Annotated in this window: 19 protein-coding genes; 9 read left to right on the top strand and 10 right to left on the bottom strand. The window is 56.6% G+C overall.

Annotated elements, in window-relative coordinates; all coding sequences use genetic code 11:
- Nucleotide 1: 1 nt before the first annotated feature.
- From ABWV47_RS13200 to ABWV47_RS13180, 5 genes are all read right to left on the bottom strand, one after another.
- Complete coding sequence (locus ABWV47_RS13200; RefSeq protein WP_353312546.1) at nt 2-373, bottom strand: hypothetical protein; 372 nt, start codon at nt 371-373, stop codon at nt 2-4.
- Between the two features lie 24 nt (nt 374-397).
- On the bottom strand, nt 398-1,486 hold the full coding sequence (locus ABWV47_RS13195) for a Zn-dependent alcohol dehydrogenase (RefSeq protein WP_353312544.1): 1,089 nt from the start codon (nt 1,484-1,486) through the stop codon (nt 398-400).
- A gap of 102 nt (nt 1,487-1,588) precedes the next feature.
- Nucleotides 1,589-2,821 (bottom strand): TCR/Tet family MFS transporter, encoded by a 1,233-nt coding sequence (locus tag ABWV47_RS13190; RefSeq protein ID WP_353312542.1) that lies wholly within the window; start codon nt 2,819-2,821, stop codon nt 1,589-1,591.
- 146 nt (nt 2,822-2,967) lie between these two features.
- Entirely contained in the window at nt 2,968-4,035 is a 1,068-nt protein-coding gene (locus ABWV47_RS13185) for an NAD(P)H-dependent flavin oxidoreductase (RefSeq protein ID WP_353312540.1), read from the bottom strand.
- Between the two features lie 93 nt (nt 4,036-4,128).
- On the bottom strand, nt 4,129-4,557 hold the full coding sequence (locus tag ABWV47_RS13180) for an FKBP-type peptidyl-prolyl cis-trans isomerase (RefSeq protein WP_353312538.1): 429 nt from the start codon (nt 4,555-4,557) through the stop codon (nt 4,129-4,131).
- A 141-nt stretch (nt 4,558-4,698) separates the two neighbouring features.
- Between ABWV47_RS13180 and ABWV47_RS13175 the strand changes: the two genes are divergently transcribed.
- Genes ABWV47_RS13175 through ABWV47_RS13145 form a run of 7 tightly spaced genes read left to right on the top strand, consistent with a single transcriptional unit; the run spans nt 4,699 to nt 10,715 of the window.
- Nucleotides 4,699-5,385 carry a haloacid dehalogenase type II gene (locus ABWV47_RS13175; protein WP_353312536.1) on the top strand — a complete coding sequence of 229 codons (687 nt, stop codon included), beginning with the start codon at nt 4,699-4,701 and terminating at the stop codon, nt 5,383-5,385.
- A complete protein-coding gene (locus tag ABWV47_RS13170; RefSeq protein WP_353312534.1) occupies nt 5,385-6,230 on the top strand; it encodes an alpha/beta fold hydrolase in 846 nt (281 codons plus the stop codon). Before ABWV47_RS13175 ends, ABWV47_RS13170 begins: the two co-directional genes overlap by 1 nt.
- On the top strand, nt 6,227-7,201 hold the full coding sequence (locus ABWV47_RS13165; protein WP_353312532.1) for a threonine ammonia-lyase: 975 nt from the start codon (nt 6,227-6,229) through the stop codon (nt 7,199-7,201). Before ABWV47_RS13170 ends, ABWV47_RS13165 begins: the two co-directional genes overlap by 4 nt.
- Nucleotides 7,202-7,255: 54 nt before the next feature.
- The gene (locus ABWV47_RS13160; protein WP_353312530.1) at nt 7,256-8,449 is read left to right on the top strand and encodes an endonuclease/exonuclease/phosphatase family protein; all 1,194 of its coding nucleotides are present in this window, start codon (nt 7,256-7,258) and stop codon (nt 8,447-8,449) included.
- Nucleotides 8,450-8,453: 4 nt separating this feature from the next.
- Nucleotides 8,454-9,242, top strand: a complete 789-nt coding sequence (pcaD, locus tag ABWV47_RS13155) for a 3-oxoadipate enol-lactonase (RefSeq protein WP_353312528.1) — start codon at nt 8,454-8,456, stop codon at nt 9,240-9,242.
- Complete coding sequence (locus ABWV47_RS13150) at nt 9,235-9,951, top strand: alpha/beta fold hydrolase (RefSeq protein ID WP_353312526.1); 717 nt, start codon at nt 9,235-9,237, stop codon at nt 9,949-9,951. Before pcaD ends, ABWV47_RS13150 begins: the two co-directional genes overlap by 8 nt.
- Entirely contained in the window at nt 9,948-10,715 is a 768-nt protein-coding gene (locus tag ABWV47_RS13145; RefSeq protein WP_353312524.1) for a lyase family protein, read from the top strand. Before ABWV47_RS13150 ends, ABWV47_RS13145 begins: the two co-directional genes overlap by 4 nt.
- Nucleotides 10,716-10,811: 96 nt before the next feature.
- On the opposite strand, the gene ABWV47_RS13140 is transcribed toward ABWV47_RS13145, so the two are convergent.
- The 5 genes from ABWV47_RS13140 to fabA form a co-directional block, all read right to left on the bottom strand.
- Nucleotides 10,812-11,603, bottom strand: a complete 792-nt coding sequence (locus ABWV47_RS13140; RefSeq protein ID WP_353312522.1) for an enoyl-ACP reductase FabI — start codon at nt 11,601-11,603, stop codon at nt 10,812-10,814.
- 8 nt (nt 11,604-11,611) lie between these two features.
- Nucleotides 11,612-12,841, bottom strand: a complete 1,230-nt coding sequence (gene fabB / locus ABWV47_RS13135; protein ID WP_353312520.1) for a beta-ketoacyl-ACP synthase I — start codon at nt 12,839-12,841, stop codon at nt 11,612-11,614.
- Nucleotides 12,842-12,930: 89 nt separating this feature from the next.
- Nucleotides 12,931-13,410 carry a hypothetical protein gene (locus ABWV47_RS13130; RefSeq protein WP_353312518.1) on the bottom strand — a complete coding sequence of 160 codons (480 nt, stop codon included), beginning with the start codon at nt 13,408-13,410 and terminating at the stop codon, nt 12,931-12,933.
- 208 nt (nt 13,411-13,618) lie between these two features.
- Nucleotides 13,619-13,939: a hypothetical protein gene (locus ABWV47_RS13125; RefSeq protein ID WP_353312516.1), complete on the bottom strand. Its 321-nt coding sequence runs from the start codon at nt 13,937-13,939 to the stop codon at nt 13,619-13,621.
- Between the two features lie 299 nt (nt 13,940-14,238).
- Complete coding sequence (gene fabA / locus ABWV47_RS13120; protein WP_353312514.1) at nt 14,239-14,745, bottom strand: bifunctional 3-hydroxydecanoyl-ACP dehydratase/trans-2-decenoyl-ACP isomerase; 507 nt, start codon at nt 14,743-14,745, stop codon at nt 14,239-14,241.
- Nucleotides 14,746-14,922: 177 nt separating this feature from the next.
- Here fabA and irrA point away from each other — a divergent pair, with 177 nt between their 5' ends.
- Nucleotides 14,923-15,339 carry an iron response transcriptional regulator IrrA gene (gene irrA, locus ABWV47_RS13115; protein ID WP_353312512.1) on the top strand — a complete coding sequence of 139 codons (417 nt, stop codon included), beginning with the start codon at nt 14,923-14,925 and terminating at the stop codon, nt 15,337-15,339.
- Nucleotides 15,340-15,422: 83 nt separating this feature from the next.
- On the top strand, nt 15,423-16,409 hold the full coding sequence (locus ABWV47_RS13110) for an NADPH:quinone reductase (protein WP_353312511.1): 987 nt from the start codon (nt 15,423-15,425) through the stop codon (nt 16,407-16,409).
- Nucleotide 16,410: the final 1 nt, after the last annotated feature.

Genomic DNA, 16,410 nt, shown 5'->3' with positions numbered 1-16,410 from the left:
GCTACTTTCCTGTCTCTCTTGCGAATGCGTCCAGTTCCTGCTCGATTTCGAGAACTGCCGCCTGCGAGCTGTGGAAATAGAGGTCAGGCGCGTCAACGTCGTCCATAAACGCTTCAACTTCCAAACGTATGGGATGGCCATCAAAGCTTCCACCAACCCGCCAGCGCCTGGTGTCTTCGACAGGGGTGGTGAGCACGTTGATCCCCAGTTCTTTGGCAAAGTCTGTCGCGAACTCAAAACGCGGATTGTTGGCCACTCGCGTGAGAAACGGAATCACCTCCTCCGCACCGAAATTCATGGAGGTTTCCGCCGATATCGGCTGTGGCGCTTTGGGCGCGGATGGTTTGAACAGGTCAGTGATGAATTTTAGCAAAGCTTTCTCCGACGTCGGATGATCTCAACGATCAAACAGGATCACATTGCGCTTGGCACTGCCGGTTTTTGTGTCGGCGATGGCTTCGTTGATTTGATCCAATGACCACCGGCCTGAAATCAGCTCATCGAGTTTCAAACGCCCTTGTTGATAAAGGTCCACCATCCACGGGATGTCGCGTTTGATCACCACATCGCCCATTTTTGACCCCTGAAGACCCTGACCAACAGCGGCAAGGATCACCGGTTCATAGGTCGATGTGGCTCCCAGGTGCGGCATGCCAACCATGATGACTTTTCCGCCGGGTGCCAGATAGCGCGGGGCCTGATCATAGGCCGGAATCGCACCCACTGTGACGATCACAGCATCTGCACCGCGTCCAATCGCGCGCATGGCTTTCACAAATGGTTTTTTCTCAGTCGCCAGCACTCCATCTGTTGCCCCAAACTCTTTGGCGATGGCAAGCTTCTCTTCAGACATGTCGACCGCCACGATGCGCCGGGCACCGGCAATCCGCGCGCCTTGAATAGCGTTGAGCCCAACGCCCCCAGCACCAATCACCACCATATCCTGTCCTGCGCGGATCTCAGCGGCATTCACGACAGCACCCACGCCGGTGATCACACCACAGGCGATCAGGCTGGCAGCCTCCATGGGAATGTCTTCTGGGATTTTCACCACCTGAGACTGATCCACAACCACTTTTTCCGCAAAGGCGCCACAAGCCATGGCCTGATGCAGTTTGCCACCGTCCGAGGTTGTCAGTGGACCTGTGTCACCATCATAAGGTGTTTCACAGATCACCGGTTTTCCGCCTGAACAGCTTGGGCAAGTGCCGCAAGCACGGATAAGGGTGACCACAACCGGGTCGCCTTGGGCCAAGCCGACCACGCCTTCGCCCACCGAAGTCACACGGCCCGCTGCCTCATGTCCATACACAGCCGGCAGGCTTCCGCCCCATGCGCCATCCGCATAAGAGATGTCTGAGTGACATATGGCCACGGCATCCAGCGTGACTTCGATTTCGCCCATAGCGGGCGCGCGCAGGGTGACATTCTCGACAACCAAAGGTTGGCCAAATGTGTGACAAACGGCTGCTTTTATAGTGCTCATGTGACTCTCTTAAATGGCTGACGTGTTCTGCAGGTGCCTTCAGTTTGGTCGGATAGAATCACACGGCCTGTCCCAAAACGGACAAAGAAAGTCGTTTTTGGACTAAGTGGCGCGACGTGAGCGCAAAAATACTAGCAATGACAGGACCATGAGGACCGCTGAGAGAAGGAATGGTGCGCCGGGTAGGTAAAGCGGTGCATGGGCGTCAGAGAAATAGGCAAAGGTTTGGGTCATCACCAGCGGGGCAAGGATATGCGCTAGGGATGTGAGTGATGCGGAGACGCCTTGGAGTTCTCCCTGTGCATCACTGGCTACCCGTCGCGACATGATACCCTGCAACGCAGGCAATCCCACAGAGGCCAATGCGGCCAAAGGGATGCCAATAAACAACAACAGTTCCGTAGAGATCAACCCTAGGTAAATCAAAGCGAAGACCTCCAAGACAAGACCGAAAACCACTGTTTTCCGGTTGCCTAGCCAGCTGATTGTGGGGGCAATTAAGGCCGCCTGAACAATCGCATAGGTCAAGCCATAGGCGGTGAGAGACAGGCCGATCATGCCTTCCTCAAACCCAAAGCGTTCTGTCACAAAGTAGGGCCAGATTGATGGGTAGACTGCTGCTGCCACCTGATACAGGAAAAACACCACCAAGAGTTTTGGCATGGACGGCAAGGTGTTCAGTGCTGCCAATGCGCCAAGCGGGTTTGCGCGGCGCAATTCAAACACTCGGCGGGTGGCCTCCGTCACGGTTTCTTTCAGAACCACCCAACCTAACAATGCGTTGCCGCCAGCCAGTACCGCCGCCGCCCAAAACGGTGCGCGGGTGCCAAACTGTGCCAGAACGCCTCCCATGGCGGGGCCCAATACAAAGCCAATGCCAATACCTGCGCCGACCAAGCCAAAGGCTTTGGCTTTGTCCTCAGGGGTGGAAATATCAGCCATATAGGCCATAGCGGTGGCATAGGTGGCGGCTGTAATCCCCGCCACGATGCGCCCAAGCACCAGCACCCAGATATTCTCAGCCAACGCCATGATAACGTAGTCTGCAGACATCACAGCCAGCGATACCAACAGCACAGGGCGTCGGCCAAAGCGATCTGATAGATTGCCCAGAAGGGGGCCGCATAAGAACTGCATGAAGGCGAAGACCGTCGCCAAAATGCCGCCCCAGACGGCTGCCGCGCCCAAATCCCCGCCGGTGACCTCCTGAATCAAATCGGGCATCACTGGAAGAATAAGCCCAATGCCCATTGCATCAATCACAACGGTGGCAAGGATCACAAAGACAGGCAGGCGATTGCGCATGAAGAGAGACGGCTCACTTTTTGTGGGCATGTGGTCAGTAAATCCTAAAGGGGTCAACTGAGAAACACTGGGTTGACTCAAACACTGCCAGACCTAGCAGTCGCGCCGAATGCCCACACCTAAGGAATACACCACCTTACCATCAAATCGGCGGTTTCTTACCGGTTACAATAGGCTTAGGGCGCGCCACCGGATTGCGTTTGCAACAGGTCCTGCGCAATCTTCAAAAGGATTTGCGCCGCATCTCCTTTTGGAGTTCGCGCCACGCCGCTCCCCGCCCAATGGGCACCAAATCCGACCTCTCCCTGCGCCTTGGCCAACGCATTCAGCGCTTTTCCGGCGTCATAGGCCACTGGGTAATCTGGCACGCGTGCGTGCAGGCTCTGACCCAAGGTGACGAATTTGTTGCGTAAACAGCGGGCCGGGCGGCCGGACACCACACGCGTCAGCACCGGCGGACCCTGTTCTGGATCGCGCAGAGCCGCGCGATATCCCGCATCCGCAGCTGATTCCGTGCAATCCAGAAAGGCGGTGCCCAATTGCGCGGCTTGCGCGCCGCTCTGTAGGGCACGCGCGGCGTCCTGTCCGTTCATTATGCCGCCGGCAGCTATGATCGGCACATCGCAGGAGGCGACCAAAAGCGACACGAGCGGAAGCGTCGCCAACTCATTGTCTTCAGCATCGGGGTCAAACATGCCGCGATGCCCGCCGGCCTCAATGCCCTGCGCCACGATCGCATCGACGCCCGCCGCCACACAAGCCTGTGCCTCTTCCAGGTTTGTCGCGCTGGCAAACACCAGATTGCCCGCAGCCTGTAGCTCTTTGATCCATTGTCCGTCTGGTAGGCCAAAATGCAGGCTCACCACGCCGGGGGCCTCTTCCAAAAGCATGTCGCACATGTCGCGATCCACCACAAAACTGCGGTAAATCTCATGCAATGCACCGGGAGTTTGGCCACCCATTTGCGCGAATGTTGGCGCCAAAGTCGCCAACCAATCCGCTTCCACATCCGGGTCGCGTCGGGCCGGGGCGTGGCAGAACAGATTGGCATTTATCGGTCCAGATGTGAGCGCACGTGCAGCCTGCAGCATTTGGCGGGCACCATCGACACCCGCTGCCCCAAGGCCAAGCGCGCCTAGTCCTCCGGCATTGGTGACCGCAGCGGCCATTTCTGGTGTTGAAACCCCTGCCATCGGGGCTTGAAAAAGTGGGTGTTTCAAACCCAAACGCGCAACGAGATCCATATGACATCCTCCGTTGTGCAAGCTAATACGTTCTACAAAAAAGAAAAGCCCGCCGAGGAAGGGCGGGCTCAACAAAATCTCATATGTTCAAACTCAGTTGATCGAGACCAGCTCAATCGCAAAAGTCAGGTCTTTGCCCGCCAGCGTGTGGTTGGCATCCAGCTTGACGATCTCTTCGGTGACCTCAACAACAGTCACCGGAACAATCTGGCCGGTTGGAGATTGCATTTGCAGTTGCAGGCCAACTTCCAGCGGAATTTCTGCCGGAATTTGCTCGCGTGGGACGTCTTGAATACCTTCGTCGTGGCGGGGCCCGTAGGCCTGATCCGCAGGGATTTCGGCGACTTTTTTCTCACCGATCTCCATGCCATCAACGGCGGTGTCAAAACCTGCGATAACCTGACCAGAGCCCAGAGTGAACTCCAGCGGGTCGCGGCCTTCAGAGCTATCAAAAACAGAGCCGTCGCTCAGCGTTCCGGTGTAGTGAATGCGAACCGTGTCGCCTGATTTTGCTGCGCTCATGAAGTGTCCCATCTGTCAGCATGTCCCGACCCATACGGCCGGCTTAAGGCGCGCAACTTATAGACCTTGGTCTTGATTGGCAAACAGGCCTTTTCGCCTCCAGCGAAACCTGCCAAGTTGTTGTCCAAACGGGAGGACACCATGGCCATAACGACCTGTATTTTTGACGCTTACGGCACGCTTTTTGACGTTGCGGCCGCCGCGCGGGAGGCCTCGGAAGAGCCCGGACGTGATGCATTTGCGGCGCGGTGGATGGAGGTTGCCAACAATTGGCGGCTGAAGCAGCTGCAATACACCTGGTTACGCGCGGTCGCGGACGCACATACCGATTTTTGGCAGGTCACGCAGGACGGTTTGGATTGGGCTTTGGAAGCCGCAGGTTTGGACGGCGATATGGAGCTTCGCGAGCGGCTTTTGGCGCTCTATTGGGAGCTGTCAGCTTATCGTGAGGTGCCGGTCATGCTTGCGACTTTGAAAGCAGCAGGCATGAATACAGCGATCCTGTCCAATGGATCGCCCGATATGTTGGACGGCGCGGTGCGGTCCGCAGGTCTTGAGATGCTGCTTGATGATGTGCTGAGTGTGCAAGACGTTGGTGTCTTTAAGCCAGCGGCGGCGGTCTATGACCTTGTGGGCAAGCGGTTTGGTTGCACCAAAGAGGAGGTGCTGTTTGTGTCCTCCAACGGGTGGGATGCGGGCTGTGCCACTGGTTATGGGTTTACCACCGCTTGGGTGAATCGCGCAGGTGAGCCGGTTGATCGCCTGCCATGGACGCCGAAGTATATCCTGTCCGATCTCACCACGATCCCTGAACATGCGAGTGCCTGATGCCCCATTTCACCAGCTCTGACGGATTGTCGCTTTACTATGATGACACGGGCGGCGAAGGGCCGGTTGTTTTGTGTCTGTCTGGTTTGACGCGCAATGCCACCGATTTTGATTATGTTCTGCCGCATCTCAAAAATGCGCGGGTGATCCGCATGGATTATCGCGGGCGTGGACAATCGGAGTGGGCCAAGGATTTCACCACTTATGCCTTGCCGCGTGAGGCGCAGGATGCTTTGGAGTTGTTGGACCACCTTCGCATCGAGAAAACCGCCATTCTTGGTACTTCACGCGGTGGGCTCATTGCGCTGACGTTGATGGACATGGCGGCGGATCGCGTAACCGGCGTCTGCTTCAACGATGTCGGCCCTGTGATCCAAACCGATGGATTGGAAGTGATCCTTGTTTTTATCGGCCGCAATCCGATCTGGAAAAGCCGCGCCGAAGCGGCAGAGGCCCTGTCCACGCGTTTGCCTGGGTTTGCAAATGTGCCCGATAGCCGCTGGTCAGAGGAAGCCGCGCATCATTTTGTTCAAACCGAGACTGGCTTGGCGATCAACTATGACCCCAAGCTGCGCAATGCGGTTTTGGCGGAATTTGACCCCAAGGCCCCGGCAGGTGATATGTGGCCGCAGTTTGAGGCCTTGAAGGGCCGTCCACTTGCGGTTTTGCGTGGGATCAACAGCGACATACTTGGCCGCGAAACTTTCCTAGAGATGCAAGCGCGTGCGCCCATGTTTGCCACCGAAGTTGCGGATCGCGCACATGTGCCCTTTCTGGATGAGCCTGAATGTCTGACGGTTCTGCAGCAATGGATCAACGTCCTTCCGTCTAAGGAGACCCTATGAATATCGATATGATCCAAGCCGCCGCATTGCGCCTGAATGGACATGCACGGCGCACGCCCATGCTGACCTCACCTTTCTTGGATGAAATCGCGGGGCGCAGGTTGTTGGTGAAGGCGGAGTGCCTGCAACACACTGGATCGTTTAAATTCCGAGGCGGCTGGTCTGCGGTGTCGGCATTGGATGCGGACACGCGCCAACACGGGATCATTGCCTATTCGTCAGGCAACCACGCTCAGGGTGTGGCGATGGCGGCTGCGGCGCATGATGCGCCTGCGGTGATTGTGATGCCCAAAAACGCACCGACGTTAAAAATTGACAACACCCGTGCCTTGGGGGCGGAAGTGGTGCTCTATGATCGCGCCGGTGGCGAAAGTCGCGAAGAGGTTGGCGGGGCCATTGCACAGGCGCGCGGGCTGACTTTGATCCGGCCTTATGACGAACCAGAGGTGATCGCGGGACAGGGCACCGTGGGGCTTGAGATCGCCGCTCAAGCCGCTGAGATGGGCATAACCTCTGGCGATGTTGTCACTTGTTGCGGGGGCGGGGGGCTGTCGTCCGGTATTGCTCTTGCGTTGGAGGCGAAAGCCCCGGATATGCGTGTTCGGACGGCGGAGCCGAAGGATTTTGACGATGTGGCCCGTTCGCTGGCGACTGGAACTGTGCAAAGCAATGCCCGAGAGAGCGGCTCTCTGTGTGACGCCATCATCACCCGGCAACCCGGTGAGTTGACGTTTCCGATCTTGTCACGGCTGGCGGGGCCGGGATTTGCGGTGACCGAGGATGACGCCCTGCGCGCCATGGCGCTGGCGTTTAAACGTCTCAAGCTGGTGGTGGAGCCGGGAGGCGCTGTATCGCTTGCAGCTGCGCTGTTTCATGGCGACGAGATCGAGGGCGAGGCCGTTGTGGCCGTCGCCACTGGCGGCAATGTGGATGCAGATGTGTTCAGCGAAGCACTGCGCAGATACGCGTAATCCCAAAACACTTAAGTCCTGCCTTCGTCAGGGCCAAATCGTGAGGTTTCGACCATGACTGAATTTACAATCGCGTCCTTCAACGTCAAAAACCTGATTGGACCGGATCAGGAGTATTACACATACCAATCTTACACACCGGAAGAATACGCGTGGAAAGAGGATTGGACCGCCAGCCAGCTGTTTTCGATGGATGCTGATATTGTTGGGTTTCAGGAGATTTTCGAGGAACGCGTGCTGCGTGATGTGGTGGCTGAGGCCGACCGAATTGGCGAGGAATCCAACCAGGCGGTGATCCCGGACAAATCCAAGCGCTATCACCGCAAAGCGATTTTTCGCAAACTTGGTTACACCCCTTATGGTGCAAACGGGTTGTTTGTTGCCCCAAATATCAATGATACTGGCGCGCCGGGGCACCGCCGACCCGGTTTGGCGATCCTGTCGCGGTTTGGGTTTGCGGAGCCTCCTGAGGTTATTCAAGAGTTGGAGGTGCCGATCGAAATTCCGTTTCAGGGGTTGGATGGGGATCACTCTGGTGCTTTTGTGTTGCGTCGGACATCGCGGCCCATCTTGAAGGCGCGCATCCCGGTCAGAGATCAGGTGATCACTGTTTTTAACTGTCACCTGAAATCCAAATTGGGAGAGTTTCCGCGCAACCCAAATGCCGATTTTGCAGCCGAAGCTGATCTGACCAACTATGACCCAATGGGCCGCGCTATGGGGGCGATCCGCGCCAGTCTGCGCCGCATGGCGGAGGCGTGGGTGCTGCGCCGGGCCATCGTGGAAGAGCTGAATTTGGGGCGTCCGGTCATGGTGATGGGAGATTTCAACGACGGTGAGCATGCGGTCAGCAGCGAAATTATCTCGGGCGAAGTGCCGTTTCGCAACTATAGCTGGATGTTGCGGCACAATGCCAAACACGCCAACGACCGTTACAAACGCGAAGAAAACGACGCCATTCAAGAGGCTGTGGCGGCTGTGAAGTTGACTTCAGCTGAGGCGCTCTTCACTCGCAAGTCCCTGCGCGACATGGTGTACACCACCGCGTTTGGTGGGGTTTACGAGAGCATCGACCAGATTTATCTGTCGCGACATTTCCATCCGGACAACGCCGAGCGTCTGGGCGATATGGAGTACTTCAGCGTGCTCAACGATCATCTTACCGATGGCAGTCACGCCGAAGCACCTTACAATAAACTGGCATCTGATCACGGACAGATCGTGGCCCATATGCGCCTGAAGGACTGAAAACATGGCCTTTGCCACACTCAACGGCATCCAAGTGCACTATCGTGACGAAGGCGACCTCGATGGCGCGCCTGTGGTGTTCTTAAACTCGTTGGGCACCACGCTGCATGTGTGGGACCCGATCCTGCCGCATCTGCCAAAGGGCTTGCGCATCATACGTGCTGACATGCGCGGTCATGGCGACACAGAGGTGACTGCTGCGCCGTACTCTATGGGACAGTTGGTGCGTGATACAGAATCCCTGTTGATGCACCTGACGGTTAAAGACGCACTGGTGGTGGGGCTGTCGATCGGCGGCATGATCGCGCAAGGGCTGGCGGTAAAGCGTCTGGATCTGGTGCGTGCCTTTGTGTTGTCCAATACAGCGGCCAAAATCGGGTCACCAAAGATGTGGGATGACCGCATAATGGTCGCACAGACCGAAGGCTTGGACGCCCTGACCGAGAGCACAATGACCCGCTGGTTCAGTCGGGATTTTCTCGCGCGGCCAGAACTTCCACATTGGAGGGCCATGTTTGAGAGCACTTCAGTGGACGGATATGCGGGCTGTTGTGCTGCCATCAAGGGCACGGATTTCTACACACCCACTGCCAGTCTGAGATTGCCTACATTGGGCATTGCGGGAACAGAGGATGGCGCGACGCCGCCGGATTTGGTGCGCGAAACTGTGGAGTTGATACCGGGGGCACGGATGGAATTGCTGCGTCGTACGGGGCATCTTCCCTGTGTGGAAAAGCCCACGGAGTATGGCGCGTTGCTGACTGATTTTATGAAAGAGATTGGACATGTCTGACATTCTGTTGGTGCATGGATCGTGTCACGGCGCGTGGTGTTGGCGCGATTTGATCCCAGCGCTCACTTCACTAGGGCATCAAGTGCGCAGCATTGATTTGCCGTCTCATGGAGATGACCTCACACCCGTGACCGAGGTCACACTGGATGGCTGTGCCCAAGCCGTTGTGGCCGCGCTGAGGGAAAACACAGTGGTGTTGGGCCACAGTTGGGGAGGCTACCCGATCACCCGCGCCGCTGATATGGCGCCGGGCCGGATTGCTCGGTTGATCTACCTTTGTGCTTATGTGCCGTGGGATGGGTTTTCGCTCGCGGACATGCGCCGCGCGGCGCCGCGTCAACCTTTGATGCATGCGGTGGTCAAGAGTGCAGACGGAGCAAGCTACACCGTTGATCCCGCCAAAACACGCGCGGCGTTTTATCACGACTGCCCGGAAGGTACCGAAGATTTCGCCAATGCGCATCTGTCACCGCAGTCGATCGCGGCCCAGAACACCAAAATCACCCTGAAAGACGGTCATAAGACATGCCCGAAAAGCTACATTCGGTGCTTGGATGATCAGACGATCCCGCCTGAATTTCAGGTCACAATGACACAGGACTGGCCAGTGTCTGATGTGTATGAGATGAACACCAGCCACTCGCCGTTTTTTGCGGACCCTGTGGGGCTTGCTGAACTTGTGGATCGTATAGTGAAAGACCCGACATGACTGCCTCTGTATTTGACAGCCCGATGTTCACCAAACTGTTTCCGGTGGGAGAAGCCGGGCGTCTGTTCACCCACAGTACCGAAATCCGGGCCGCTCTGCTGGTGCTGGGTACATTGGCAAAAGTCCAAGGCACGCGCGGCGATATTCCAGAGGACAGCGCGTTTTTCATTCATCGCAGCGCGATTGAGGTTCAGGTGGATCCGGCGGGGTTGGCTGATGGGGTTGCGCACGACGGGATCTATGTGCCGGCCTTGGTGGCTGCGTTTGCCAAAGCGATGGAGGCGTCGATGCACAGCAAGTTTTTGATGCAGGCGACATCGCCGCAAGACATCGCTGATACGGCTCTGATGCTGCGCTTGAGGCAGCTTTTGTCACAGGCGGAAACGGATCTGACAGCGCTTCAAGGTCGGATGGTCGTGGAGCCCCAATTGGCCGCCCTGCAAACGGTGAAAGGCACCGCGTTGCATGTGGCGTTTGTGGATGATGTGGCAACGGGTGAGGCGATAGCTGAGGCTTTGAAGCTGGGCACACCTGCCTCAGCGCCTGCTTCCGTTCTCGCGATTTCAAGCTGTTTGGCGACGGTGGCTGAGGCGGTTGTGGTGGATACGCCCACTGCGCAGGCGCTGTGTCACAGTGTATTGGCCAGCAATGAATTGTTGCACCAACGCGATGGTGAGGCGGATGCTAGAATGACCGAGCAATTGTGTTTGCCCCACATCGCGCTGGGCACTCTGTCGCTGCTACAAATGGCGATCCAGGGGTAAGAGGTCGCTTTCAGAGACCCGGCACAAAGAAGGCCCGCGCTGATCAATCAGTGCGGGCCTTCTTTGTGTGCGAAGCCAAATAAGTTAGAGCTGACTTTAGAGGTTGTCGGGCTGTGGCATACCCAAAACGTGATAGCCACCATCCACCCGCAGGATTTCACCACTGGTGCAGGCGCCCGCATCAGAGGCCAAATACACGGCAGTGCCGCCAACGGCCTCCAACGTGGCATTGCTGCGCAACGGCGCGTTTTGGTCGGTATGCTTGAACGTTTTGCGCGCACCGCCAATGGCCGCGCCCGCCAGTGTTTTCATTGGTCCGGGTGAGATCGCATTCACGCGAATGCCGTCAGGGCCAAGGTCATTGGCAAGGTAGCGTGTGGCGCTTTCCAAGGCGGCTTTGGCCACGCCCATCACGTTGTAGTAGGGCGTCACACGGTTGGAGCCCTGATAGGTCAGCGTCAGGATGGTGCCACCGTTTTCTGCCATCATCGGGTGTGCGCGTCGCGCCACCTCGATCAGCGAATAACAGGAAATATCGAGCGAGTTTTTGAAGTTGGCACGTGTCGTGTCCACGAAACGGCCGGTCAGCTCGTTTTTGTCGGAGTAGGCAATGGCATGTACAACAAAGTCGATGGTGGGCCATTTAGATGAAAGCTGTTCAAAGGCGGCATCCAGAGAGGCATCGTCGGTCACATCCACGTCCACCAAGAAATCGCTGCCCAATTGCTCTGCAAGAGGAGCCACGCGTTTGCCAAAGGCGTCACCCTGATAGGTAAACGCCAGCTCAGCACCAGCCTCTGACATGGCTTTGGCAATGCCCCAAGCAATCGAACGGTCGTTGGCCACGCCCATGACGAGGCCGCGTTTGCCTTTAAGTAAATCGGACATCAAATTTCTTAGCCTTTATATTTGCTGAGAACCATAGAACCATTGGTGCCACCAAAGCCAAAGCTGTTGGTCATAACACTGTCCAGTCCTGCGTTTTCAACATATGCGGTGGCGACTTCACCCGGCTCAATACCGGTGGCCAGCGTGTCTACGTTAATGGATGGGGTGATAAAATCCTGGTCCAGCATCAGCAGGCAGAAGATTGCCTCCAATGCACCTGCGGCGCCCTGTGCATGGCCGGTCATGGATTTCGTCGATGAAATTGGGGGCACGTGTCCGGCGCCAAACACACGGCGCGCGGCTTCCACTTCGCCGACATCGCCCACGGGTGTCGAGGTGCCGTGCGCGTTGATGTAGCTCACCTTGCGGCCCTCAGGCAGCGTGGACAGCGCCAGACGCATTGCGCGCTCGCCACCTTCACCGGAAGGAGCCACCATGTCGTGGCCGTCAGAGGTGGCCGCAAAACCGGTGACTTCGGCGTAAATCTTGGCGCCACGTGCCAAAGCGTGGTCGAGATCTTCGAGCACAACAATGCCGCCGCCACCAGAGATCACAAAGCCGTCGCGGTTTTCGTCAAACGCGCGGGAGGCTTTTTCAGGGGTGTCGTTGTATTTGCTGCTCATCGCGCCCATGGCGTCAAACAGACAGGACAATGTCCAATCAAGCTCCTCGCCGCCGCCCGCAAACATGATGTCTTGTTTGCCCATCATGATCTGCTCAGAGGCGTTGCCGATGCAATGCAGGGAGGTCGAGCAGGCCGAGGTGATCGAGTAATTGATACCCTTGATTTTAAAGGCAGTGGCGAGGTTCGCCGAAATTGTCGAGCTCATGCATTTTGGCACAGCAAAGGGCCCGATGCGTTTGGTCGCCCCGGTTTTTGCGACGGTTTGATGCGCAACCAACATGGAAGAGGTCGATGGGCCGCCAGAGCCCGCCACCAGACCGGTGCGTTCGTTGACCACCTGCTCCTCAGACAGCCCTGCATCAGAAATGGCCTGCTGCATGGCGATATGCGCATAAGCAGCCCCCGGACCCATAAAGCGCAGCGTGCGCTTATCCACGTGCTCTTTGGGGTCGATGTCTATGTGGCCAGCAATCTGGCTGCGAAAGCCATGTTCAGCCATTTCTGCACTGGCGGAAATGCCGGATTTGCCCGCTTTGAGTGATGCGGTGACTTCTTCGGCATTGGTGCCAATTGAGGACACGATACCCAGTCCGGTGACAACGACGCGACGCATGTGCGCTCTCCCATAGTTTGTTGAGCACTATGTAGGGGATTTAGGGGGCAGGGTGCAAGGTGGGCTGAAAGCTTCGGGCGGTTTAGCGATTAGCAAGAACTGGCCACGCTACGGCTGAAGCGTTCTCCGGATGGCAAATAGGTTTCGAGAATGATCTGCCCGCCTGCTGCGAAATATGCACGGCTGTTCTGTTCGCCGCAGTAATTGTTCTTGAGATACTCTTTTAGACTGGCCTCGTAGCTCCGTTTGCCGATGGGAAATCCGTATTCGTCCAAATCTTTGATCATATTCTGAGGCACATCCCATCTGACAAACGTTTTGCTTCCGTGTGCTTTGATGTCGCGCAGCACCGCTCCGCCGCCCATGTTGCGACCGGTATTCAGGTCGCCGATTTGTTCAAGGGACTTTGGGAAATAGCACAGGATGTCACCTTTGCAGGATTCGTGAAGCGCCAATGACTCCGCTCGGCTGGGCATAACCCAAGCCTTGTTTGTCGGTTTGCTGGTCGGTGTGTCGTTGCAGGCGGCTACCGGCCCAACGAGGCAAAGAGTGGCAAAAAAACGGTGCATGTGCACTCCCTCATAAATTGTGGGGGCTATGTAGGGGATTTAGGGGACAGGGTGCAAGTTGGGGGATTGGAGCGCCGCCGTTAGAGGCATATGAATTAGGTAACGTAGCCTATGCACGCCTGCCCAACGGGCGTACGGGTGCCGGAGCGTCGCGGTAGTTTCGAGTTTGGTGCGTGGCGATTATATAATTTGTTCTGGCATAATATGTCTAACATTGGGACAGCGCGCTGTTGCTGAACAACTTGCCAGAAGGCAGGTAGAGGTGAAATTCGATCTGGTTGCCACTGTTGATGTACTCTTCGAAAACGTCGCCATCACAGAAGTCCGCTCGCATGAGATCGAGAATGTCTTCTTCGAATTTGCGGGCTTCATTTTGGGTCGCCCAGATAAGACCAAGTTCTTCGGTTGTGTCGACTTCAAAAATTGTCCGGTTCCCAACGATTCTGCCACCGCGTAGTATCACCCCTTCATCAAGACTTGTTCCGGCGTTTTTTGGAACCTCGCGGCCAAAATCCTCGGAACAACGCAAGATGCTTCTTCCTTGCAACCATTGTAGATTTCATAAGCTTCGGCGTCTGTAAGATTGACCATCGGACTTGGATTGATCAGATCGCAGGCGGAGATGAAAGAGAATAACGCGAGTGCGACCAATGGGCGGAAGTGCAAGGTAGTATCTCCGTTCGAGCTGTGTGCTGCTTATGTTTGCTTTTGCTGGTTTATACTATCGCTATGATTGTGAGTGGTAATAGCAACCAAACGGCATTGTGCGTTCAATACAACAAAAAAGAGGCCCGTAGGCCTCTTTGGAAAACTCAAAACCGCGTCGACTTACTCAGCCGCCAGTCCCACACGCATGTCTTTCACGGCGTAAATCTCCTCACCGTCTGCGTGCACGGTGCCGTTGGCAACACCCAGTTTCAGTTTGCGGTCGATGATGCGGGTGAAATCCACGTGGTAGGTCAGCATTTTGCGGTCCGGTTTGACCATGCCCTTGAGCTTCACTTCGCCAACACCCATCGCCATGCCTTTGCCCGGCATGCCGCGCCAGCCGAGGTTGAAGCCGGTCAGTTGCCACAGCCCATCAAGCCCCAGACAGCCGGGCATAATTGGGTTTCCGGGGAAGTGGCATTCGAAAAACCAGAGGTCCGGAGTGATGTCGAATTCCGCCACAACATGGCCTTTGCCAAACTCGCCGCCATCCGCGGAAATGTCTGTGATACGGTCCATCATCAACATTGGCGGCATTGGCAATTGCGCGTTGCCGGGACCAAACAGCTCACCACGGGCGCATTTAATCAAGTCGTCTTTGTCAAAGCTCGTGGGGTGGTTGGCCATTCTGGAGGTCCCTTGTCTTAAGTGCGTCAGTTACGCTCCCTCTAGCACCTGCGTGTGTCGTCCTGCAAGGCGGCTGTGGCGTTTGAGCTGGTGTCCAAAATAGACTGAAACTCCTTTTCAATTGAAATCCCCCTCTAAAATGCGCTACATCCAGAGCCGATACACAGGAATGACTGCATGAGCACCGAGGCACTTCGCACTGGCACCCATTGGCTCGCATCGGGCGGTTTGCGCCCGACACGGCAGCGCGTCGCACTGGCCGCTTTGCTGGTGGGCGATGGCCAAGATCGGCATGTAACCGCCGAAAGCTTGTTTGCGTCGGTTCAAACCGCTGGCGAAAGCGTGTCTTTGGCCACCGTTTACAACACGCTGCGGGCGTTTTGCGATGCCGGGTTGATGCAGGAAATCACGGTGGATGGTGCCAAGAGCTATTTTGACACGAACACTGGGGATCACCCACACTTCTTTTGGGAGGATGATCGGGTGCTAACGGACGCTCCGGCCGAAGAGTTGGAAATCTCGCGCTTGCCGAATGCGCCTGAGGGCGCTGAAATCTCCAAGATCGACGTGGTCATTCGCCTGCGCCGCACATAAGCGACGCCGGGTCCTTTTCATTCGACATTATTGTTCTGCCTGCGCGCCTGTGACACCATGGATGCAAAGTGGGGAGATGTTTTATGAAAGCAGTGACTTGGCGGGCGTTTGGTCCCGCCCAAGACGTTTTGAGTGTCGAAGATTTGCCAACACCCCAGCCACAGGCGGGAGAGGTCTTGGTCAAGATTGCGTTCTCTGGTGTGAACCCGTCAGATGCCAAGGCGCGCAGCGGGGCCAGACCGGGCGTGACCAAGCCGCCGTTTGAAATGATTGTTCCCCATAGTGATGGCGCTGGCGTTATTGAGGCTGTGGGCGAGTCTGTTGACCCTGCGCGCATTGGCGAAAGGGTTTGGATTTGGAACGGACAATGGCAACGCCCTTTAGGCACATGTGCAGACTATGTTGCGTTGCCAGCGGCACAGGCTGTGACATTGCCAAATGACGTGTCATTTGAAGAGGGCGCGGTGATGGGTATTCCCGGACTTACCGCTGCGCATACTGTGTTTGGCGGAGATGACGTGACTGGACAGACCGTTTTGGTGTCCGGCGGCGGCGGTGCTGTTGGGTATTTGGCCGTACAGTTGGCCGTTTGGGGCGGGGCGCATGTGATCGCCACATGTGGTGCGCGCGATGTCGAACGGGTTAAGGCGGCAGGTGCCCGCCATGTTTTTGACTACGCCAGTCCAACACTGTCCAGCGATATTCTTACTGCAACAGGGGGCACTGGTGTGAACCGGGCGGTTGAGGTTGAGCTGGGCGCTAATTTGGCGCTGTTGGCGGAGGTCATGGCACCACTTGGCACGATTGCAGCCTATGGATCGGCCAAAGACATGTCGCCGGAACTGCCGTTTGGTCCGATGCTGTTTAAGGCACTGAAGATCGACATCTCCTTGATTTACATTTTGCCTAAGGTTGCGCGTGACGCGGCAATTGCACGTTTGCATGCCGCGCTAGCAGATGGCGCACTCTCGATGGAGCCGCCCAATGTTTTTGGTTTTGAAGAGACCGCAGCCGCACATGAATGTGTGGAGGCAGGTGGTCGAAAAGGTGCGGTTCTTGTTGCGTTTTGAA

The organism is Shimia sp. NS0008-38b, from assembly GCF_040370365.1.
Lineage (GTDB): Bacteria > Pseudomonadota > Alphaproteobacteria > Rhodobacterales > Rhodobacteraceae > Shimia.
The sequence above is the reverse complement of the archived record's forward strand: the minus strand, read 5'-3'. Positions and strand labels throughout refer to the sequence as shown.

Bases quoted from the DNA above. Each gene is read 5' to 3' on its own strand.
- ABWV47_RS13195 (WP_353312544.1), bottom strand. From the start codon at position 1,486: ATGAGCACTATAAAAGCAGCCGTTTGTCACACATTTGGCCAACCTTTG.
- ABWV47_RS13190 (WP_353312542.1), bottom strand. From the start codon at position 2,821: ATGCCCACAAAAAGTGAGCCGTCTCTCTTCATGCGCAATCGCCTGCCT.
- ABWV47_RS13185 (WP_353312540.1), bottom strand. From the start codon at position 4,035: ATGGATCTCGTTGCGCGTTTGGGTTTGAAACACCCACTTTTTCAAGCC.
- ABWV47_RS13180 (WP_353312538.1), bottom strand. From the start codon at position 4,557: ATGAGCGCAGCAAAATCAGGCGACACGGTTCGCATTCACTACACCGGA.
- ABWV47_RS13175 (WP_353312536.1), top strand. From the start codon at position 4,699: ATGGCCATAACGACCTGTATTTTTGACGCTTACGGCACGCTTTTTGAC.
- ABWV47_RS13170 (WP_353312534.1), top strand. From the start codon at position 5,385: ATGCCCCATTTCACCAGCTCTGACGGATTGTCGCTTTACTATGATGAC.
- ABWV47_RS13165 (WP_353312532.1), top strand. From the start codon at position 6,227: ATGAATATCGATATGATCCAAGCCGCCGCATTGCGCCTGAATGGACAT.
- ABWV47_RS13160 (WP_353312530.1), top strand. From the start codon at position 7,256: ATGACTGAATTTACAATCGCGTCCTTCAACGTCAAAAACCTGATTGGA.
- pcaD (WP_353312528.1), top strand. From the start codon at position 8,454: ATGGCCTTTGCCACACTCAACGGCATCCAAGTGCACTATCGTGACGAA.
- ABWV47_RS13150 (WP_353312526.1), top strand. From the start codon at position 9,235: ATGTCTGACATTCTGTTGGTGCATGGATCGTGTCACGGCGCGTGGTGT.
- ABWV47_RS13145 (WP_353312524.1), top strand. From the start codon at position 9,948: ATGACTGCCTCTGTATTTGACAGCCCGATGTTCACCAAACTGTTTCCG.
- ABWV47_RS13140 (WP_353312522.1), bottom strand. From the start codon at position 11,603: ATGTCCGATTTACTTAAAGGCAAACGCGGCCTCGTCATGGGCGTGGCC.
- fabB (WP_353312520.1), bottom strand. From the start codon at position 12,841: ATGCGTCGCGTCGTTGTCACCGGACTGGGTATCGTGTCCTCAATTGGC.
- ABWV47_RS13130 (WP_353312518.1), bottom strand. From the start codon at position 13,410: ATGCACCGTTTTTTTGCCACTCTTTGCCTCGTTGGGCCGGTAGCCGCC.
- fabA (WP_353312514.1), bottom strand. From the start codon at position 14,745: ATGGCCAACCACCCCACGAGCTTTGACAAAGACGACTTGATTAAATGC.
- irrA (WP_353312512.1), top strand. From the start codon at position 14,923: ATGAGCACCGAGGCACTTCGCACTGGCACCCATTGGCTCGCATCGGGC.
- ABWV47_RS13110 (WP_353312511.1), top strand. From the start codon at position 15,423: ATGAAAGCAGTGACTTGGCGGGCGTTTGGTCCCGCCCAAGACGTTTTG.